Raw genomic sequence first — 18610 nt, 5'->3', positions numbered from 1 at the left:
TTCATTTCACTCCTATAGTTGATGGAAGCGCTTCTGTGCAAAGCTATCCAGTCGCATATAGAATACCACATCAACAGCAATACATACAATCACCATGCCTGCCGTACCGAAAAGAAGATAGTCATCCGGCAGGATGAAGAGCAGCACACAGGTCACAACCGTCATAGCCATACCTGCCAGCATGGACACGATTCCTGACATATTCTGCTTAACAGCAGCTGCCTCCTGTTCCCAAACCAGCTTGGGGTGCAGGATATCCAGCGCAAGACTGGCATAATTGCCAAGTACGATGGTGATAAGGGAAGCAGCTGCGGCAGCGAAATACCAGGTAAGCGGGAAAATCGGCAGCAGGAAGTATACACAGACCATCGTCAGCAGCATGCTGATGACAGACATCAGAATACCGCTGAGTACCTTAGCCTGCAGCTGCTGCTTCAATGACATGGGAATGTATTTCATGAAGGAGATATTTGTTCCCTCACGCGATATGGCGGTTGAAGAAATCATGTTCAGATTACTGAACAGAAAGCCTGAGGCCATGCCGGCAAGTACAGCATAGGGGAGCATGCCGTCCAGATACGGTGTGATATCCGGAAGCTGCTGCAGCAGGACATCCGCATCCGCTGTTATAAAGATGACCAGCAGCATGATCGGCATCAGTATACACATGCCGATACAGTTGATTGCATACACCGGTGTACGGATAAGCAGACGCAGCTCCTTAATCAGATAGGTGCGTACCTTGCTGTGGCGGCTGACACGCGCAAAATCCTTTGCGGACAGCTCCTTGCGGGAGCTTTTTGTTTCGCTGAAGCCGATGGCTCCCTTAAAGTACAGCCATTTTCCCAGAATGACCAGGACCGCCAGAGCAGCACAGGTGATGAGTATATAGTAAACCAGCTGCAGTGCATCGCTGCTGATAAGTGCTTCTGCGGCAAAGGGGATAGCCGGAAATATTTTGGAGAACAGGGAAATCATGGAATTATTCCCCTGTGTCAGCATCGAAATGAGCGCATTGGGATCCTCTGCAATCGTACCGGAGTTCATTGCAAAGCTGAAGCCGAAGGCCAGAATGATGGAAAGGATACCGGCAATCATATTGAAGCGGTCGCGGTTTTTGAAAAACGGCACAAAGCGCATCAGCAGCATCGTGATGATGCTGGACAGCACGAGGGGATAGATTGGAAGGGTAATGAAAATCACCAGCGCAAGCAGAATATAGGGAATACCAATCGCAGCATTGTTTGCATAGGCGATGTACAGCGGTACGCAGACGATCAGTGTAAAGGCATATTCATACACAAGACACACACTGAATTTGGCACTCAGAATGGTCTGCGGCGGCAGCGGAAGCGCCAGCAAGGTTTCGGAATCCTTGCTGAAATAAAAGATGGAGGGAATCAGAAAAATGGAAAACAGAAAGGTTACCAGTGAGGAAATGTGAAAGCCCAGTGCCAGAACGGCTCCCTCCTGCTGCAGGGGCTGCAGCTGTGCCATGGCAGTGTTGAACATCATGTACAGCGTGAAGCCTAACGGAATCATACAGACTGCAAGCACGCCATATATGAACACGTTGAGTGCCTTCTTGGATTTGCCATCGCTCATCATCCCCATGGAGTTCTTTAACAGAACCCGTGTCAGAGACAGATATTTACGCATGGGCAATGACCTCCATGAACAGGGCTTCCAGAGAATCACATTGCGGATGCAGCTGCTTCAGCTCCTCCAGTGTACCGAAGAACACGATGCGTCCCCTGTTGATGATGGCAACCTTATCGCATAAACGCTCCGCCACCTCCAGCACATGGGTGGAGAAGAAAACAGTGTTTCCCTTGCGGGCATGCTCCTTCATCATTTCCTTCAGAGAATAGGAGGACTGCGGATCCAGACCGGTCATCGGCTCATCCAGAATCCATACGTTTGGATCGGAAAGCAGCACACCCATGATGACGATTTTCTGCCGCATACCGTGGGAATAGGAAAGAATGCGGTCATTGAGTGCGTCCTTCATCTCGAAGGTTTCCGCAAGGGAGGTGATGCGCTGCTTGCGCTGCTCGCTGTCGACCTCATAGATATCTCCCATAAAATTCAGGTATTCCAGCCCCTTTAACCGCAGGAAAATATCAGCGTTGTCCGGAACGATTCCGAATTCCTTTTTTGCCTCCAGCGGCTCCTTAACGATGTTTTTCCCGTTGATCAGGATTTCTCCCTCATCCGGATTGAGCACACCCGTGATCATTTTGATCGTTGTGGTTTTGCCGGCACCGTTTGGGCCGATAAAGCCGATGATTTCTCCCGTAGGTATTGTCAAAGAGATATCATCCACAGCCTTGTGGGTACCTCCGTATATTTTTGTTACATGCTTGATTTCAATCATTTGTTTTCTCCTTTCATCCGCTTTGAGCGAAACAGTGAATATGAATAGATATAGGGCGCCAGAGCCATTGCCAATGCAATTCCAAGGATAGACCCCGTCAGAATTTCCTTTGGCAGCACACTGAGCAGCATCATGAGCAGTCCGGCCGCAAACCATAAGCGTCCAGCCATGCGATGAGTTCTGCGCCAGTTATCCTCATCCTCCAGTGCCCATGGAGTTTTGATGCCGATAAAATAATTCTGGCGGATTTTCGGCATTAGATTGCCCATGACGGCAAACAGGAAACCAAGCCCCAGCGTGATCGCCATTGGAACATCCAAAGCATCTGGCTTCCATGCGGAAATAGCAGTTATCAGACACATGCCGAAAATAAGCAGACACAGTACCATTAGAAATACGTTACAGGTAGATACAAAGCGCTCCACGTTTTTCCTGCGTGGATCCGTGCTTCTGACAAACTGGAAACCGACGCTGATCACGAGCTGCAGCACAGGAAACAGGAACAGAAAAAGCTTGTCGCACCAATTGTCGATAACACCCTCCGCATTCCAGTGAATCGGAATCTGCGCAGGCAGGAAGGGGAGAATTACAAGACAGAATAGAAACGTTATCAGAATCAAAAACGCAATACTCAGGGTTTGCTTTTTCATTGCTCTTCTCCTTTCAGGGATGTGATCCAGCCGATGATTTCATCAATCACGCTGGTATTCAGCTCATAATAAATGTATTTCCCTTGTTTTTCATCCGTAATCAGACCAGCCTTTCTAAGAATGGAAAGATGATGGGATATCGTGGCATTTGTGCTTGAAAAATGTGAAACGATATCTCCGGCACTGCGCTTGCCGTCCTTTAGCAGATTTACAATTTCTCTGCGAGTCGGATCGGACAGCGCCTTGAAGGTTTCCTGAAATCCCATAGCATCGCCCCTTTCATTTCGATAACTGTCTAAATGAAGTATAGAACAGAACGATTGGATTGTCAAACAAATTCCGTATGGATAGTAATTTTGTATAAACTATGGTAGAATGAAAACCAGCAACGGAGGTATCCGCATGAAGAAACCCATGTCAAAAACGAAAAAAATTATATATGATATACTGTTCGTCATCGCTCTGGCCGTTTTTCTGTTTTCCGCCTATAAGCTGATCAGCATCTACTATCTGAATTATCAGGAGGGGAAGGAAAAGGATGCGGTACAGGAGGTTGCCAAGGTTCCCAAAAATCCGGAAAAGGAGGATTTCACGATTGACTGGAAGGCATTGAAGGAGAAAAATCCGGAGGTTGTCGGCTGGATTCTGATCCCTGATACAGATATATCCTATCCCATTGTGCAGGGAAGTGATAATTCCTATTATCTGAATCACACCTTTGAAAAAAAGGAAAATTATGCCGGTGCTATTTTTATGGATGCCGGCGCAGATGCTTCCTTTCAGGATCGCAATACCATCATCTACGGACACAATGTCAAGCACGGTACCATGTTTGCCGAGCTGGAGAAGTTTAAGGAGCAGGCATTTTTTGAACAGCATCCGTATCTGTATATCTTCACAGAGCAGCAGAATTACCGCTGCGAAATATTCAGTATGTATTCAACGAGTGCAACGAGTGCCTCCTACCGGCTGCAGTATGCGGATGATGCGGACTTCAAGAGCTATGTGGATATGGTGAGGGAGCTTTCGGATTTTAACCGAAAGGTATCGGTCAAAGGACAGGATCGCATCGTTTCGTTAAGCACCTGTTCCTATGAACGTGACGGACAGCCCAGCGAGCTGCGCTACCTGCTGCACGCCAGACTTGTGAAGTGGGACGGGGCATTGAAGAAATAAAGCCAGCTGCATTTTAAAGAGAAAAAAGCAAATCCTGCGTTTGGATAGCGGAATGCTCAGGATTGAAAGGAGAATATGCAATGCATATGAAATCAAGAATTATCGGACTGCTGTTTCTGGCAGTTGGAATCGGATATTTGGGAGGCGCCATGGACTGGTGGGATTTCTCCATCTTTTTCCCGGGCTGGTGGACACTGTTTCTGATCATCCCGGCAGTATTCAGCTTTTTTGAGGACGGCTTCCATTTCGGAAACGGCTGTGTTTTTATTCTGGGGGTATATCTGCTGTGCAGTGCAAATGACTGGATCAGTATTCGCCTGACATGGGGAATGCTGGTGGCAATCGGCTTGATTCTGCTCGGCTGCCGTATGATCATCGGGGACAGCTTTCTGCGGTTTAAACATAGTGACAGTGTCCTGCAGGAGGAGGATGGCCGCCGTGATTTGCGCAGTGCCACCTATTTCGGCAACAAACGGCTGAATGCTCATGGTATTGTGTATTCACTGAAGGCGGAAAGTGTTTTCGGAACGCAGATGATTGATCTTGTGGATGCGGACTTAACGGAATGCGGCTATGTGAAGCTGGAAGCGGTGTTTGGCAGCATCGACCTGCTGGTCAGTGACAGGATACATTATCGCGTGAAAAGTGAAAATGTGTTCGGAAACACCCGTGTGGAGCATCATCCGGAGGGCTCACAGGATCTTGCGGTAGATGTATCCTGCGTCTTTGGAACGATCAATTTACGCAAGGTGCATGTCGAGGATGATATCCTGAATGGGAAATACAGAGAAAAGTAGTCGGGTACTACTTTTTTTCTTGCTGGCATACACTGTGTCAGAGGTGGTAGTTATGTTTTCCAGAAAGTGCAGGACGCTCACCGTACTGATTCTGCTGCTGGTGGTCATCGGCGTGATCATGGTGGGCAGCTCTTCCCGTGTATGGGCATCCGCGAAATTCGATGATGCATCCTATTTTATGAGCAGACAGGCCGTGTTTGCACTCATTGGGGTCTTTGTCATGTATGTGGCCAGCCGTATTTCCCTGACGAAGCTTCGCAGGTACGGGAAAAAGCTGTTTATCCTGTGTGTGATCGCTCTGATTCTGGTATTGATTCCGGGGCTAGGAATCCAGCGAAACGGTAGCCGCAGCTGGTTTGGTGTCGGCTCCTTTCTGATTCAGCCATCTGAATTTTTCAAAATTGCCATCATCATTTACGTTGCGGATTTTCTGGCAAAGCGCTACCGCATCAAAACCTTTAAGCGCGATCTGCTGTTTCCGGCCTTTCTGGTCATGCTTGGCTTTGGTCTGATTCTGCTGCAGCCGGATTTTGGAAGCGGCATGGTTATGGTCTGTTCCATCGTCGTCATGGTGTTGGCGGCGGATTCACCGCTTTCTTATTTTGTGCGAGTCGGTATGCTGGGGGCTGCCGGTCTGGGTGGACTGATCATATCCGCGCCCTACCGCCTTGCCCGTATCACCTCCTTTATCGATCCGTGGAAGGACCCGCTGGGGGCAGGCTTTCAGATCATACAGTCATTGTTTGCCATCTCACCGGGAGGGATTTTGGGTGTCGGCTTTGATAACAGCATGCAGAAGCATTTCTATCTGCCGGAGCCGCAGACGGATTTCATCTTTGCCATCTTCGCCGAGGAATTCGGCTTTATCGGCTGCTGTATCCTTATCACCTTATTTCTGATGGTGATTTATCAGGGCGTGAAGATTGCCAAAAACAGCAGTGATCCTTATCTGTGCTATGTCGCTATCGGCTTGATCTCGCTGTTTGCCATTCAGGTGATGATCAATCTGGGCGTTGTTGTCGGTCTGTTTCCGGTTACAGGCATCACCCTCCCCTTTATATCCTACGGAGGCAGCTCGCTTGTGGTCATGATGGGCAGCATGGGGCTCTTGATGAGCATTGCAAATGAAAGCTGAAAAACATAAAATTTACTGCGCAGTAACACGTCTTCCTATGGTATAATAAAAAACAAGGAGTGATTACATGAGAATGCTGATTGCCACTGGAGGGACCGGAGGTCATATCTATCCTGCCCTGGCGCTGGCGGATGCCGCAAAAGAGCGCTATGGGGATATTGAGATATTGTTTGTGGGGAATGATGATCGAATGGAGGCCAGTGAAGTACCGTCCCATGGTTACGCCTTTCAGGGACTGCATGCCAGCGGACTGACAGGAAATGTCTTCAACAAGTGCAGGGCACTGCTGTTGATGATGAACTGTTACCGAAAAGCCTGCAGGATCATTGATGAATTTAAACCGGATATTGCGATTGGCTTTGGAGGCTATGTGAGTGCACCTGTCATGCTGGCGGCACATCATAAGCATGTAGCTACCATGATCCATGAACAAAACTCCATTGTCGGAGTTTCTAATAAAATGGTTGCTAAGTATATGGATGCGATCGTCATCTGTTATGAAAAATGCTTTGAGGAGTTCGGCAGAGAAAAAACCAGACTGCTGGGAAATCCCCGTGCAACCAATGCGGTCCATGCCAAATTTGACAGGGACTACTTTTTATCACTCGGTCTGAGCCTGCACAAGCCGCTGATCCTGGTTGTTATGGGGTCATTGGGTTCCACATCGGTCAATGCCATCATGAAGGATGCACTGCCTGCTGTGAGTGAACGGTATCAGATCCTGTTTGTGACAGGGAAAAACAATTACGAAGAGATGCGTAAGCAGATTCATGCTCCGCATGTAAAAGTCGTCGATTATGTAAAACAGCTGGATATTATGGCGCATGTCGATCTGATCGTCTGTCGTGCCGGCGCAACAACCGCAGCGGAAATCACTGCACTCGGTACACCGAGTATACTGGTGCCGAGTCCCTATGTTGCCCATAACCATCAGTTTTATAATGCCAGCGTACTGGTTGATCACAAGGCGGCTGTCATGCTGGAGGAAAAGGATTTGAATGCGGAGGCACTATCCAACGCAATCGATCGCATCATGTCGGATGATTTGCTGCGTGCTTCCATGCACAGCGCTTCGTTAGCGCTTGGAAAACCGAATGCGAGTGAGGATATACTGAACTGGTGCGATGAAATGAAAAGGTGAACATAGATGAATATAGAAATGAAACTACAGTCCTATGGCGATGTGGAATGCCGGGTGCCGCTGTCCAAGCGGACGACATTTCGTATCGGCGGGACTTGCAAATATTTTATTTATCCGAAAAATGAGCTGTGTCTGCTTCGGATACTGGACATTCTGGAGGAGGAAGGAATTCCGCACCGGATATTCGGCAAGGGAAGCAATATCCTTTGCAGCGACGATGATTATGAAGGGGCGATCCTTTGTCTGGACCGCTATTTTACTGATTTTTTCTTCGAGGAGGAAGGCTCCTGTCTGGTACAGGCGGGTGCCAGCATCATCATGCTCGCACATGAAGCGATGAAAAAATCCTTCAGCGGGCTGGAGTTTGCCAGTGGCATACCCGGTACGCTTGGGGGCGCTGTTTTCATGAATGCCGGTGCTTATAAAAGTGACATATCACAGATTCTGAAAGAGGTTTACATTTTAAAGGACCGCTCGATAGTTGTTATGCGCGTCGAGGAGCTGGAATACGCATACCGCCACTCGATTTTTCAGAGTCACCGCGACTGGATTATCCTGGGGGCAAGACTGCAGCTGCAACTGGGGGATCAGAAGGAAATTCGTGATTTAATGGATTCCCGAAGAAAGCGCCGTATGGATTCCCAGCCGCTGGACAAGCCGTGTGCCGGCAGTATGTTTCGCAATCCTAAGGATCATCAGGCATGGCAGCTGATTGAAGAAATCGGTATGCGTGGTACACGGATTGGCGGAGCGATGGTTTCAGAAAAGCATGCGAATTTTATCGTCAATGAAGATCATGCAAGGGCAGAGGATGTAGTACAGCTGGTAGAAGTCATTCAGAAGGAAGTACAGGACCGTTTTGGTGTTGAGCTGATTACGGAAGTGGAGAAATTCAATTGGAAGATATAAACGATCTTCTCTATGATGACGTCGAAGCGAAATACCTGGCCCTTCAGAATAAGAAAAAGAACCGCAGGAAGAAAAAACGAAAGAAACGACTGCTGATTCTTCTGGTTGCTCTCGCGCTTGCCGCGCTGTACTTTATCAGTGATTTTTCAAAGGTGAAATCACTGGATGTAAGAGGAAATTCCTTCTATACGAAACAAATGGTTCTTCAAAAGGCAGGACTGACCTATGACAGCCGCTATATCGTCATCCCCCGCTTCTATCTGGAATGGAAGCTGGAGAAGGATGATCTGATTGAAGCTGCCACTATACATAAGGAACTGGATGGTGCCATTACCATTGAAGTGAAAGAAAAGAGCATTGTCGGATATTATATCGATAATGGGAAAAACTATGCATTGGTGAATGACGGAAGCAGTCTGGTAATCGACAGCACCATGCTGGATACGATTGTGAATTATCCGCTCGTGGACGGCTTTACGGCTGCGGAGCGGAAAAAGCTTGCCAAAAGCTTTGGCGGAAAACAGAAGGTGGAGGATTCCATTGTGCAGATGATATCGGAAATGGTTCCGTATGAAACATCATATGACAAGCATATGGTGAAAATCATCATGCAGGACGGCAACACCATTTTTACCTCCTATGAGTCCATGCCGCTGCTCAACGATTATCTGGGGACGCTGAAGCGTCTGAAAAAAAGCAATGTCTGTTTATGGCCGGATGCCGCTACGCATTCCATACATAACGAAAATTGCAGTAAAAAAGAATAAACAGGCAAGAAAAGAAGGAACATTCTTGGAAATCTATACGGTTTTTGGTATAATAAATAAGATGTAAGGAGGAATATTATGTCAATCTCTAAAAGTACACAGTATGGAAATATCGAAATTTCCATTGATGCCATTGCTTCATTGGCAGGCGGTGTTGTGACAGAATGCTATGGAGTAGTCGGAATGGCTTCTCAGAAATTTCTGAAGGACGGTATCGCAGAACTGTTAAAGAAAGAAAATTACGCAAAAGGTGTTGTGGTTCGACAGAAGGAAGATCATCTGGAGCTGGACCTGTACATCGTAGTGTCTCATGGAGTAAAAATCAGTGAGATTGTTTACGAAGTGCAGCAACGTGTGAAATATATGCTTGAAAAATCCCTGGAACTGGAATTCAAAAAAGTGAATGTCTATGTGCAGGATGTAAAGGTTATGAAATAGGGTACTGCATATGGAGACAATTAACGGAAGTTTATTTAAGGATATGCTGGCCAGCGGTGCGAATCTGCTGTCCAACAAATTCAGTGAAATCGATGCATTAAACGTATTCCCGGTACCGGATGGTGATACGGGAACAAATATGTCTTTGACATTCAATGCCGGCGTACAGGATGCGCTGGCTTGTCCGAGTGATGATGTCTGTGAAATCGCCAAGGTATTGTCCAAGGGACTGCTGATGGGGGCACGCGGTAACTCCGGTGTTATCACCTCTCAGATTTTCCGTGGTCTGTATCAGGGTGTGGAAGGCATGAAGGAAATCAACGGATTCCAGCTGGCCAATGCACTGGTACAGGGATCACGTGTTGCGTATAAGGCGGTTATGCGTCCTGTTGAGGGAACGATTCTGACCGTTGTGCGTGAGGCGGCTGATTATACGTATGCCTATGCAACCTCTACACAGGATGTAACGGTAACGCAGGTAATGGAGAAGATGGTGGAGGAATCCAAGGAATCTCTGATTCGTACACCGGAGCTGTTGCCTGTCCTGAAGGAAGTCGGTGTCGTGGACAGCGGCGGTGCCGGTCTTGTGACGATTTTTGAAGGCTTCCTTTCTGCAATGAAGGGAACTGTAATTCAGAAAGAGGAAGCTGGCGAAGCAAGCGAGGGTGTTCAGGCATCCATGGAAAGTGAGGAATTCGGTTATTGTACGGAATTCATCATTCGCCTGTCTGAGCGCGGTATGAAAAATTTCAGAGAGGATTCTCTGCGTGATTCTCTGGCAAGCATTGGTAATTCCATTGTCTGTGTGCAGGATGATGATATTGTAAAGGTGCATGTGCATACACTGACACCGGGAGATGCCCTGAACATGGGGCAGCGCTATGGCGAATTTGTCAAGCTGAAGGTTGAAAATATGCAGGAACAGCATGAGAACATCATGATGAATGCTGCAGTTGAAAAAGAAGAGGCGCCACAGCAGCCGAAAAGCAAATATGCGATCATCACGGTTGCGGCCGGTGATGGTTTAAAGGATATGTTTACAGAGCTTCGTGCTGATTATGTTATCAGTGGCGGGCAGACGATGAATCCTTCCACAGAAGATTTTGTACAGGCAATCGACAAGGTGAATGCCGAGCATATCTTCATTCTTCCGAACAATTCCAATATTGTACTTGCGGCACAGCAGGCTGCTTCGGTTTGTGAGGATCAGCATGTGGAGGTTATTCCGACAAAGACGATTCCGCAGGGGCTGAGCGCATGCATCATGTTCAATCCGGAAGTGGATTTTGATATGAACCTTTCAGAAATGAGCGATGCGATTGCACTTGTGAAAACCGGACAGGTAACCTATGCGATTAAGGATACCACCTTTGAGGGTATGGAAATCCGTGAAGGTGATTATATGGGTATTCTGGAAAAGGATATCATTGTATCGAATCCGGATAAGCTGGATACGACACGTCATCTGATCGATGCCATGGTGGATGAGGAAAGTGAAATCGTCACACTGATTTATGGTGAGGATATCACAGAAGAAGAAGCACAGGGAATTGCTTCCTACATTGAAGATAAATACGATGTTGAAGTGGAAGTGAACAGCGGTAATCAGCCGGTGTACAGCTTCATTCTCGGTGTCGAATAAAAGAAACAGAGGAAGTGCCAATCAAACTGGCACTTTTTATTTGCGAAATTTGGATGCTCTTGTGATGAAATGATTGTATAAGTCAGCATTTCTTATTTTTTGATTCATGTCATTCTCATAAGCTGGCGAAAAACCTGTTTCGTTTTATGTCATTTCCGTGGCTGAGGAAAAACTTCTTTCTTTTAAAAATACAACACAGAATTTATATCATTCTATTAGCATGAGTATCTAAACAGTGAGATGGCACTGTTTATTTTTTCTATACCTTAAAAGTAATGGATATAATACTCATCTATACCTTTTAAGCATGGAAAACTATTTGATATAAGTATTTGTCATATATAAAAAGAGAAGGTATGATGATGATAGGAAATGAAAGGGAGGCTGATCAGAAAATAAAGCATATCAATACATCATAAGCTGTATGTCAAATTTGGATTGGGGTAGAGAAATCGGAGGGATGGATAAGGCAACACGCTTTCCTGAGCATCTGCCACATACATCCTAAGGCTACAGTACATCGGGAATCGTACTCATGAACAAACAGCAAGGTGGCAAAAAATAACATAACGTGTTGAAAACACGAGAGGCTCTTATCAGGGCAATAAGGAGGACAGTATATGTTAGGAAATTTCAGTTATGTAAACCCGACAAAGCTCTATTTTGGTGAGGATGCACTTTCCCATTTGCATGAGGAGTTATCAAACTATGGCAACCGTATCTTACTTGTATATGGAGGAGGTTCGATTAAGAAAAACGGAGTTTATGATGCAGTATGTGAAATACTGCGGGCAAATGGAAAAGAAATCTATGAGGATGGCGGAGTCATGCCAAATCCTACCGTGGAAAAGCTGCGGGAAGGCTGTGACATTGCACGAAAAAATCAGGTGGATTTCATATTGGCAGTTGGAGGCGGCTCCGTATGCGATTATGCCAAGGCTGTATCTGTTTCCATTCATTGCGAAGAAGATCCGTGGGAGAAATATTATTTGCGGATGGAGGATGTATCCTGTGAGATTGTTCCAGTAGGCTGCATTCTTACCATGGTGGGGACCGGTTCGGAGATGAACGGCGGTGCGGTGATCACCAATCATGAACAGAAGCTGAAAATCGGTCATGTGTTTGGTGAAAACGTATTTCCAAAATTCGCAATTCTGAATCCGACATATACGTATTCCCTTCCCAAATATCAGATGGTTTCCGGTATCTATGATATTTTCAATCATATATGTGAACAGTATTTTTCCGGAGAAGATGACAATACAAGCGATTATATCAGTGAAGGACTGCTGCGTTCGATCCTTCATTCCTCCTATGCAGCTATAAAAAATCCTCAGGATTATGAAGCCCGCAGCAACATCATGTGGACGGCAACCTGGGCATTGAACACACTGATCGCAAAAGGTAAGACAACGGACTGGATGGTACATATGCTGGGACAGGCGGTAGGAGCCTGTACGGATGCGACGCATGGCATGACGCTGGCAGCAGTGTCCATGGCATATTATCGTTTCCTTTGTTCGTATGGTCTGTCAAAATTCGTCCGCTTTGCACAGAATGTTTGGAATGTGAATCCGCAAGGAAAAACGCCAGTGGAAATCGCGGAAGAAGGTCTTGATCGCATGGAACAGTGGATGAAGGATCTCGGTTTGATCATGCATCTTACAGAGCTTGGTGTGCATGAGGATATGATGGAAGATCTTGTGGATGCCACACTGCTTATGGAAGGTGGTTATAAGATTCTTAACCGCGATGAAATCCTTCAGATCTTTAAAGAAAGTATGTGAGATTTCTGTTGGAAATCAAGGTTTGGTATATGAAAGATCATTTTATAAAAATACTGGCTGTCATGGGATTGCTGCTGTGTGCTGGCTATACTCGGCAAAGACAAACAGCGGGGAAAAACAATCCCGCTGACAGAGGCACCGTGAAGGAAGAAAGTACTATGGAAATCATGATACAGGACGAACACGATACTACGGTACGCTTTGTGCTGTTCTCATCACCAGCTGCCAAGTCTTTTTACGAACAGCTGCCGCTGCGTGTGAACGTGGAAGACTACAGCGATAATGAAAAAATCTTTTATCCCTTGAAGGAGCTGGAAATGCAGGATACACCACAGGCTGTAGCTTCTTCAGGCACGCTGGCATATTACAAGCCATGGAACAACATTGTCCTGTTTTATGAAAATGGTCAGCCCTCGGATACATTGTATGCACTGGGAGAAGCAGTTTCCGGAAAGGATAATATCAAAAAGTTGCAGGGAATGATAAATATCACAAAATATAAAAATAACACGGTATCCAAAAAACAGAAAGTAAAGGAAGAACAGCAGCGTGTGAAGGCTCACATCGGTACAAAGATGTTCACGTTATCCTTGCATGATTCTGAATCTGCCCGTGCATTTTTAAAGCGTTTCCCCATGACGGTAACGATGCAGGAGCCGAATGGAAATGAGCTTTTCGCATATATGGATGAGAATCTGCCAACAGATGCACAGCGTGCAACGAAAATTCATACCGGTGATGTAAAGCTGTTTGGCAGGGATTGCCCGATGCTGTTCTATAAAGATTTTACCACTGCATATTCCTACACATCCCTTGGAAAGGTGGATGACGCAGAGGCACTTGCACAGGCATGGAAGGAAACAAAGAGGTTATATTTACGTATTAGAGAAATTGACGTTATTTGAATCAGGATGGATACGGCATCCCGCTATGTGTCCTTCTCCATATTTGCTATTCCGGTTTGCAGCTGCTTTAGAAATTTTTCAGAAGCTTTGGAGAAAATCTGATATTTTTTCCATATCAATGTCATACCGACACGCAGGGGTGGCTCTAAAGGCTTAAAGCAGATGGAGGATTCATCCGATGTATGAATGATGTTGTCTAAAGCAAAGGAATAGCCGATACCGTTTTCCACCATGACAGAACCGTTGTATAGAAGGTTGAAGGTTGCGATGATGTTCAGCTGAGTAGGATCTTTTTGCAGCCACTGGAAAATATTATCTTCATTATTTTTGGAATTACGACTGCAAATCAGAGGCTTATCCCATAAATCCTCTGGCACGATGACATCTTTTTCCGCAAGCTCACTATCCTTTCGCATTAAAATACCATACGTATCTTTGCAGGGCAGCTCAATATAATCGTATTTCGATTTGTCAAAAATACCAAACACAAGTCCAAAGTCGATCAGCCCCTTATCCAGATCATCCAGCACATCCTTTGTATCTCCACTGGAAATGTGCAGGCGGAGCTGAAACTGCTGCTTTTGCAGCTGCTGAACGGCATGGATCAAAATGGATACCGCATGTGTTTCACCTGCTCCGATATAAAGATCTCCCTCTGTCACATTATCTTGTAAGGTGATCTCATCCTCGGTCTTCTTTACCAGATCAAGGATTTCCTCTGCCCGTTTTCTTAAAATCCTGCCTTCCTGCGTTAAGGTGATTTTTCGATTGCTGCGGATAAACAGCTGTTTTCCCAGCTCATCCTCCATATCCTTCATCTGTCTGGATAACGTCGGCTGAGATATATGCAGAAATTCTGCTGCACCGGATATGCTTTGTTCACGTGCGATTGTAAGAAAATATTGAAGTACTCTTAATTCCATTATGATATCCTCCTGATCACTGTTATGAAAGAAAATACTTTCGTTTCCCATCATGGGGCAGAGCCGTTCGATTATGCTGCACAGTTCCCATAATAGCGCTATAACAACCTACCATAAAGAATGAAATGCTTCATTTTTTATTCTTCGGGTGCTGTAATCTATACCCCATTATACCACAGTGCGTGGCATGTGACATACAGGAAAAAAGAGCAGTCACGATTACGGATCGAAGAGTATCCATAATCATCGTTTTACACTACTGTAATTTAGAAAATTATTACAAACTATATAGAGGATTGAAAAATGAAAAAGGGAATTGAAAACACACTATGGTACATGAAGGAATGCGGTTGTCAAGAGGATATCATCCGGGAATATGAAAAACTTATAGAATCGCCGCATAGAGAAGAAGCTGTTGCTATGCTTGAGATGTATTGCAAACAATTGCAGGAACAAATAGAAAAGGAATATAAAGCAGTTGACCGCATGGATTATCTGATCTATGAAATTGAGAACAGCGAAACATAAGGAAGATTCTTCCTGAAGGGAGGCGAGGATATGAACATGAAAGAATTTTGCAGGCAGTATGCTGTGACGGAGGATGTGATCAAAGCCTTCCTTCATGCAGGGTTATTGAAGGACTTTGAAGATGATTTGGAAAGGGGTCGTCTTTGCTGTTTCGCTGTACAGCGACTGGAAACCTGTTTGTGTTTGCATGCACTGGGCTTTGATATACAAACGATAAAAGCATACTGTTCCTTAGCAGAATCAGAAGGCGATACCCGGGCGCTGAGAAAGGAAATGTTACAAGAGCGCCGCGATGAGCATCTGAAGAATGCACATCGGATAAAGAAAACGCTGGATTGTCTGGATGCTGTTTTACAGGAGCTGAAATCGGATACAGAAGGTGGAACATGAGAAGGAAGGATATTGCCGCATTTTTTGGAATCCTCTGTTATACACTCACTGTGTTTGCCGGTCTTTATGTATACTATACAAAAACTACAATGCTTTATGGAACGATATGTGAAACAGAAAGCAAAGGATACAGGAAGGAAGCAGAACGAAAAAAGCATACTTTAGAGTTACGTATGCCAAGTGATAAGTCTGTGTATAAGGAACAGGCTTCCGCATCAGCGGAGCCGATATAAAAACAGATAGGAACAGAATACAGGTTACCACACATAAGGAAAGGCATAAAGCTCATGCCGTAGAGTAGGAAGCTATATCGTCTATCCAAATCATTTGTAACATAAACAGTTTACCAAACGTGGTAGAAGGAGGCAGTTTTATGAAGAATATTATCGTTATCAGTACGAGCTTAAGAAAAAATGGAAATTCCGAACGTCTTGCGGATGCATTTGTAAAGGGTGCGAAGGAGGCAGGTCATATGGTAGAAAAATGTTCGCTGCAAGGTTGTGCTATGCATTTTTGCACAGGCTGCATGGCATGCCAGCATAGCAGGCAGGGGCAGTGTGCAATGCCGGATGATGCGGATATCCTGATACAAAAGATGGCAGCAGCGGATGTTATCGCATTTGCAACACCGGTATATTTCTATGAAATGTGCGGACAGATGAAAACTTTGCTGGATCGGACAAATCCGTTGTTTCCGATTCCTTATAAGTTTAAAGATATCTATCTGTTAACGACAGCCGCTGATTCTGAGCAACATGCAATGGACGGGGTGATCAAGGGTCTACAGGGCTGGATTGACTGCTTTGATAAGAGTTCGTTAAAGGCTGTGGTATATGGTACCTCGATCGATGGTATGGATGCAGTACTTGAACATCCCGAAATCTTAAACGAAGCCTATGAGCTGGGAAAAAAAGCGTGATGGAAATATCACAGGTTGAATAAAATAGGAGGTAGTAAGCATGGATACTATAAAACAGGCATATTTAACAGGAGAGAGAGCATTATTTCACGCATCGGATGTACAGGTGGAGGATAGCACCTTTGCGCAAGGGGAATCCCCGTTAAAAGAAAGCCGCAATATTCGTCTTCACAACAGCATCTTCAAGTGGAAATATCCGCTTTGGTATAGCACCGATATAGAATGCAGTCATATCACGCTGATGGAAACTGCACGCTCCGGTATCTGGTACAGTGAACATGTCACGATGAAGGATTGTGTTCTTCAGGCACCGAAAACATTTCGCAGATGCTCTGATATCACACTTGAGAATGTACAGCTTCCCAATGCTCAGGAAACCTTCTGGAATTGTTCCGATATCCGGCTACAGCGAGTACATGCTGCCGGGGACTATTTTGCGATGAATGCCGAAAACATCACCATTGATGAATTCACCTTATCCGGTAACTATGCATTTGACGGTGCAAAGCATGTGGAGCTTCATCATGCAACGCTGTTATCCAAGGATGCCTTCTGGAATTGTGAAGATGTAACCGTCTATGATTCATTGATTATCGGAGAATATCTGGGATGGAATGCAAAGAATGTGCGTTTTGTGAATTGCACCATCGACAGTCTGCAGGGAATGTGTTATATGGATCATGTTGTACTGGAAAACTGTAAACTCCTCAATACCACACTGGCATTTGAGTATTCATCGGTACAGGCAGATATCACTTCCTCCATCGAAAGCATATCCAATCCATATGAAGGCAGAATTCGTGCAAAAGAAATCAAGGAAATTCGATTGGAAAAAGAGTATGTGGATCCGTCGGGAACACAGATCGAGGTGCAGGAGCTGAGTGCATGAATCCGTTGTTTGATACCGTCATTGAGCGAAGAAACACCAATTCTCTAAAATGGAATGTAGAGGAGGATACCATTGCCATGTGGGTGGCGGATATGGATTTTCGAACAGCTCCCTGTATACAAAAAGCGATGCAGAATACTGCAGCTCTAGGAATCTATGGCTATTGTGAGGTTCCGGAAGCCTTTTATACAAGTATTCAGGAATGGTGGAGACAGGAGCACTGCTTTGCGATGGAACGGGAATGGATGATGTTCAGCAGCGGGGTGGTGCCGGCAATTTCTTCCATGGTTCGACGGCTGACACAGCCTGCGGAAAAGGTGGTAGTGCTGTCTCCAGTATATAATATTTTTTATAATTCCATTGTGAACAACGGCAGAAGGGTTCTTGCCAGCGAGCTGCTGTATGAGGGAGGTACCTATGAAATTGACTTTATCGATCTGGAGCAGAAGCTGCAGGATCCGCTTACAACACTGATGATCATGTGCAATCCGCATAATCCGATTGGTAAAATATGGAGCAGGGAGGAGCTGACACAGATCAATGCATTCTGCAGGAAGCATCATGTGATCGTCATCAGTGATGAGATTCACTGTGATCTCTGTGAGCCTGGAAAAAAGTATCTTCCCTTTGCCGCGGTAAATGCATCATGTCTGCAAAACAGTATTACTTGTCTGTCCGCAAGCAAGGCTTTTAATCTTGCCGGATTACAGGCTGCCTGTGTTGTGATTGCGGATGAGGGGATACGCAATCGGATATGGCGCGGCTTCCATACGGATGAGGTGGCGGAACCAAATGTTTTTGCCTGTGAAGCAACCATTGCCGCATGGATGGAGGGGAAGGACTGGCTGAAGGATTTGAACCATTACATCAGTGCCAATAAAAAAACGGCACAGCACTATCTAAAAACACAGCTCCCTGAGCTGCATGCTGTCGAATCGCAGGCGACGTATCTGCTGTGGATTGACTGCCATGTACTGCATCCCTTTGTGGATCAGTTTTGTGATTTTCTGCATAAGGAACACGGGCTTCTTGTTTCCAAAGGCTCTGCCTATGGAAAAAGCGGAGAGGATTTTATAAGAATCAACATAGCCTGTCCCAATGCACTTATGCGCACGGGGCTTAAGCGGCTGTCAAAAGGCTATCGCGCATTTACGAAGCAGTTTTCAGAGTGCCGTTGAGCGTATAGAAACATTTGAAGCAGGAAGTGCTGTATACTAAGGGAATCGGGTGTTTTCAT

At 45.6% G+C, this 18610-nt stretch carries 21 protein-coding genes; 16 read left to right on the top strand and 5 right to left on the bottom strand.

Annotation, left to right across the window (positions count from 1 at the left end; translation table 11 throughout):
* Positions 1-12: 12 nt before the first annotated feature.
* From G4D54_13615 to G4D54_13600, 4 genes are read right to left on the bottom strand one after another with little or no spacing between them, the layout of a single operon-like run.
* A complete protein-coding gene (locus tag G4D54_13615; GenBank protein ID QJA03408.1) occupies positions 13-1659 on the bottom strand; it encodes a hypothetical protein in 1647 nt (548 codons plus the stop codon).
* Positions 1652-2377 carry an ABC transporter ATP-binding protein gene (locus tag G4D54_13610; GenBank protein QJA03407.1) on the bottom strand — a complete coding sequence of 242 codons (726 nt, stop codon included), beginning with the start codon at positions 2375-2377 and terminating at the stop codon, positions 1652-1654. Before G4D54_13610 ends, G4D54_13615 begins: the two co-directional genes overlap by 8 nt.
* The gene (locus G4D54_13605) at positions 2374-3027 is read right to left on the bottom strand and encodes a DUF1648 domain-containing protein (GenBank protein QJA03406.1); all 654 of its coding nucleotides are present in this window, start codon (positions 3025-3027) and stop codon (positions 2374-2376) included. Before G4D54_13605 ends, G4D54_13610 begins: the two co-directional genes overlap by 4 nt.
* Positions 3024-3293 carry a winged helix-turn-helix transcriptional regulator gene (locus tag G4D54_13600; protein QJA03405.1) on the bottom strand — a complete coding sequence of 90 codons (270 nt, stop codon included), beginning with the start codon at positions 3291-3293 and terminating at the stop codon, positions 3024-3026. The genes G4D54_13605 and G4D54_13600 overlap by 4 nt, the downstream gene beginning before the upstream one ends.
* Before the next feature lie 136 nt (positions 3294-3429).
* Between G4D54_13600 and srtB the strand changes: the two genes are divergently transcribed.
* The 10 genes from srtB (at position 3430) to G4D54_13550 (ending at position 13724) form a co-directional block, all read left to right on the top strand.
* On the top strand, positions 3430-4203 hold the full coding sequence (gene srtB / locus G4D54_13595) for a class B sortase (protein QJA03404.1): 774 nt from the start codon (positions 3430-3432) through the stop codon (positions 4201-4203).
* Between the two features lie 80 nt (positions 4204-4283).
* Positions 4284-5000 carry a hypothetical protein gene (locus tag G4D54_13590; GenBank protein ID QJA03403.1) on the top strand — a complete coding sequence of 239 codons (717 nt, stop codon included), beginning with the start codon at positions 4284-4286 and terminating at the stop codon, positions 4998-5000.
* 52 nt (positions 5001-5052) lie between these two features.
* On the top strand, positions 5053-6135 hold the full coding sequence (ftsW, locus tag G4D54_13585; protein ID QJA03402.1) for a putative lipid II flippase FtsW: 1083 nt from the start codon (positions 5053-5055) through the stop codon (positions 6133-6135).
* Between the two features lie 67 nt (positions 6136-6202).
* Complete coding sequence (gene murG / locus G4D54_13580) at positions 6203-7276, top strand: undecaprenyldiphospho-muramoylpentapeptide beta-N-acetylglucosaminyltransferase (protein QJA03401.1); 1074 nt, start codon at positions 6203-6205, stop codon at positions 7274-7276.
* Between the two features lie 6 nt (positions 7277-7282).
* Entirely contained in the window at positions 7283-8185 is a 903-nt protein-coding gene (murB, locus tag G4D54_13575) for a UDP-N-acetylmuramate dehydrogenase (GenBank protein ID QJA03400.1), read from the top strand.
* Positions 8173-8952 (top strand): FtsQ-type POTRA domain-containing protein, encoded by a 780-nt coding sequence (locus G4D54_13570; GenBank protein QJA03399.1) that lies wholly within the window; start codon positions 8173-8175, stop codon positions 8950-8952. Before murB ends, G4D54_13570 begins: the two co-directional genes overlap by 13 nt.
* Positions 8953-9030: 78 nt before the next feature.
* Positions 9031-9390, top strand: coding sequence for an Asp23/Gls24 family envelope stress response protein (locus tag G4D54_13565; GenBank protein ID QJA03398.1), 360 nt, complete (start codon positions 9031-9033; stop codon positions 9388-9390).
* Positions 9391-9400: 10 nt separating this feature from the next.
* A complete protein-coding gene (locus G4D54_13560) occupies positions 9401-11032 on the top strand; it encodes a DAK2 domain-containing protein (protein ID QJA03397.1) in 1632 nt (543 codons plus the stop codon).
* Positions 11033-11652: 620 nt separating this feature from the next.
* Positions 11653-12819, top strand: a complete 1167-nt coding sequence (locus G4D54_13555; protein QJA03396.1) for an iron-containing alcohol dehydrogenase — start codon at positions 11653-11655, stop codon at positions 12817-12819.
* 29 nt (positions 12820-12848) lie between these two features.
* Positions 12849-13724 carry a hypothetical protein gene (locus G4D54_13550; protein QJA03395.1) on the top strand — a complete coding sequence of 292 codons (876 nt, stop codon included), beginning with the start codon at positions 12849-12851 and terminating at the stop codon, positions 13722-13724.
* A 23-nt stretch (positions 13725-13747) separates the two neighbouring features.
* On the opposite strand, the gene G4D54_13545 is transcribed toward G4D54_13550, so the two are convergent.
* The gene (locus G4D54_13545; GenBank protein QJA03394.1) at positions 13748-14647 is read right to left on the bottom strand and encodes a LysR family transcriptional regulator; all 900 of its coding nucleotides are present in this window, start codon (positions 14645-14647) and stop codon (positions 13748-13750) included.
* Between the two features lie 303 nt (positions 14648-14950).
* On the opposite strand from G4D54_13545, the gene G4D54_13540 reads away from it, so the two are divergent.
* The 6 genes from G4D54_13540 to G4D54_13515 all read left to right on the top strand — a co-directional run bounded on the left by G4D54_13540 (position 14951) and on the right by G4D54_13515 (position 18551).
* Entirely contained in the window at positions 14951-15175 is a 225-nt protein-coding gene (locus tag G4D54_13540; GenBank protein ID QJA03393.1) for a hypothetical protein, read from the top strand.
* 30 nt (positions 15176-15205) lie between these two features.
* Complete coding sequence (locus G4D54_13535; GenBank protein ID QJA03392.1) at positions 15206-15565, top strand: hypothetical protein; 360 nt, start codon at positions 15206-15208, stop codon at positions 15563-15565.
* Positions 15562-15798, top strand: a complete 237-nt coding sequence (locus tag G4D54_13530; GenBank protein QJA03391.1) for a hypothetical protein — start codon at positions 15562-15564, stop codon at positions 15796-15798. Before G4D54_13535 ends, G4D54_13530 begins: the two co-directional genes overlap by 4 nt.
* Positions 15799-15938: 140 nt before the next feature.
* The gene (locus G4D54_13525) at positions 15939-16484 is read left to right on the top strand and encodes a flavodoxin family protein (GenBank protein QJA03390.1); all 546 of its coding nucleotides are present in this window, start codon (positions 15939-15941) and stop codon (positions 16482-16484) included.
* A gap of 40 nt (positions 16485-16524) precedes the next feature.
* A complete protein-coding gene (locus G4D54_13520) occupies positions 16525-17373 on the top strand; it encodes a DUF3737 family protein (GenBank protein ID QJA03389.1) in 849 nt (282 codons plus the stop codon).
* Positions 17370-18551, top strand: a complete 1182-nt coding sequence (locus G4D54_13515) for a pyridoxal phosphate-dependent aminotransferase (protein QJA03388.1) — start codon at positions 17370-17372, stop codon at positions 18549-18551. Before G4D54_13520 ends, G4D54_13515 begins: the two co-directional genes overlap by 4 nt.
* The last annotated feature ends 59 nt before the right edge of the window (positions 18552-18610 follow it).

The organism is [Clostridium] innocuum (assembly GCA_012317185.1).
GTDB classification, from domain to species: Bacteria; Bacillota_I; Bacilli_A; order Erysipelotrichales; family Erysipelotrichaceae; genus Clostridium_AQ; species Clostridium_AQ innocuum.
Note: the sequence above shows the minus strand (reverse complement) of the source record. Positions and strands in the feature narration are given on the sequence as shown.

Bases quoted from the DNA above. Each gene is read 5' to 3' on its own strand.
- G4D54_13615 (QJA03408.1), bottom strand. From the start codon at position 1,659: ATGCGTAAATATCTGTCTCTGACACGGGTTCTGTTAAAGAACTCCATG.
- G4D54_13610 (QJA03407.1), bottom strand. From the start codon at position 2,377: ATGATTGAAATCAAGCATGTAACAAAAATATACGGAGGTACCCACAAG.
- G4D54_13605 (QJA03406.1), bottom strand. From the start codon at position 3,027: ATGAAAAAGCAAACCCTGAGTATTGCGTTTTTGATTCTGATAACGTTT.
- G4D54_13600 (QJA03405.1), bottom strand. From the start codon at position 3,293: ATGGGATTTCAGGAAACCTTCAAGGCGCTGTCCGATCCGACTCGCAGA.
- srtB (QJA03404.1), top strand. From the start codon at position 3,430: ATGAAGAAACCCATGTCAAAAACGAAAAAAATTATATATGATATACTG.
- G4D54_13590 (QJA03403.1), top strand. From the start codon at position 4,284: ATGCATATGAAATCAAGAATTATCGGACTGCTGTTTCTGGCAGTTGGA.
- ftsW (QJA03402.1), top strand. From the start codon at position 5,053: ATGTTTTCCAGAAAGTGCAGGACGCTCACCGTACTGATTCTGCTGCTG.
- murG (QJA03401.1), top strand. From the start codon at position 6,203: ATGAGAATGCTGATTGCCACTGGAGGGACCGGAGGTCATATCTATCCT.
- murB (QJA03400.1), top strand. From the start codon at position 7,283: ATGAATATAGAAATGAAACTACAGTCCTATGGCGATGTGGAATGCCGG.
- G4D54_13565 (QJA03398.1), top strand. From the start codon at position 9,031: ATGTCAATCTCTAAAAGTACACAGTATGGAAATATCGAAATTTCCATT.
- G4D54_13560 (QJA03397.1), top strand. From the start codon at position 9,401: ATGGAGACAATTAACGGAAGTTTATTTAAGGATATGCTGGCCAGCGGT.
- G4D54_13555 (QJA03396.1), top strand. From the start codon at position 11,653: ATGTTAGGAAATTTCAGTTATGTAAACCCGACAAAGCTCTATTTTGGT.
- G4D54_13550 (QJA03395.1), top strand. From the start codon at position 12,849: ATGAAAGATCATTTTATAAAAATACTGGCTGTCATGGGATTGCTGCTG.
- G4D54_13545 (QJA03394.1), bottom strand. From the start codon at position 14,647: ATGGAATTAAGAGTACTTCAATATTTTCTTACAATCGCACGTGAACAA.
- G4D54_13540 (QJA03393.1), top strand. From the start codon at position 14,951: ATGAAAAAGGGAATTGAAAACACACTATGGTACATGAAGGAATGCGGT.
- G4D54_13535 (QJA03392.1), top strand. From the start codon at position 15,206: ATGAACATGAAAGAATTTTGCAGGCAGTATGCTGTGACGGAGGATGTG.
- G4D54_13530 (QJA03391.1), top strand. From the start codon at position 15,562: ATGAGAAGGAAGGATATTGCCGCATTTTTTGGAATCCTCTGTTATACA.
- G4D54_13525 (QJA03390.1), top strand. From the start codon at position 15,939: ATGAAGAATATTATCGTTATCAGTACGAGCTTAAGAAAAAATGGAAAT.
- G4D54_13520 (QJA03389.1), top strand. From the start codon at position 16,525: ATGGATACTATAAAACAGGCATATTTAACAGGAGAGAGAGCATTATTT.
- G4D54_13515 (QJA03388.1), top strand. From the start codon at position 17,370: ATGAATCCGTTGTTTGATACCGTCATTGAGCGAAGAAACACCAATTCT.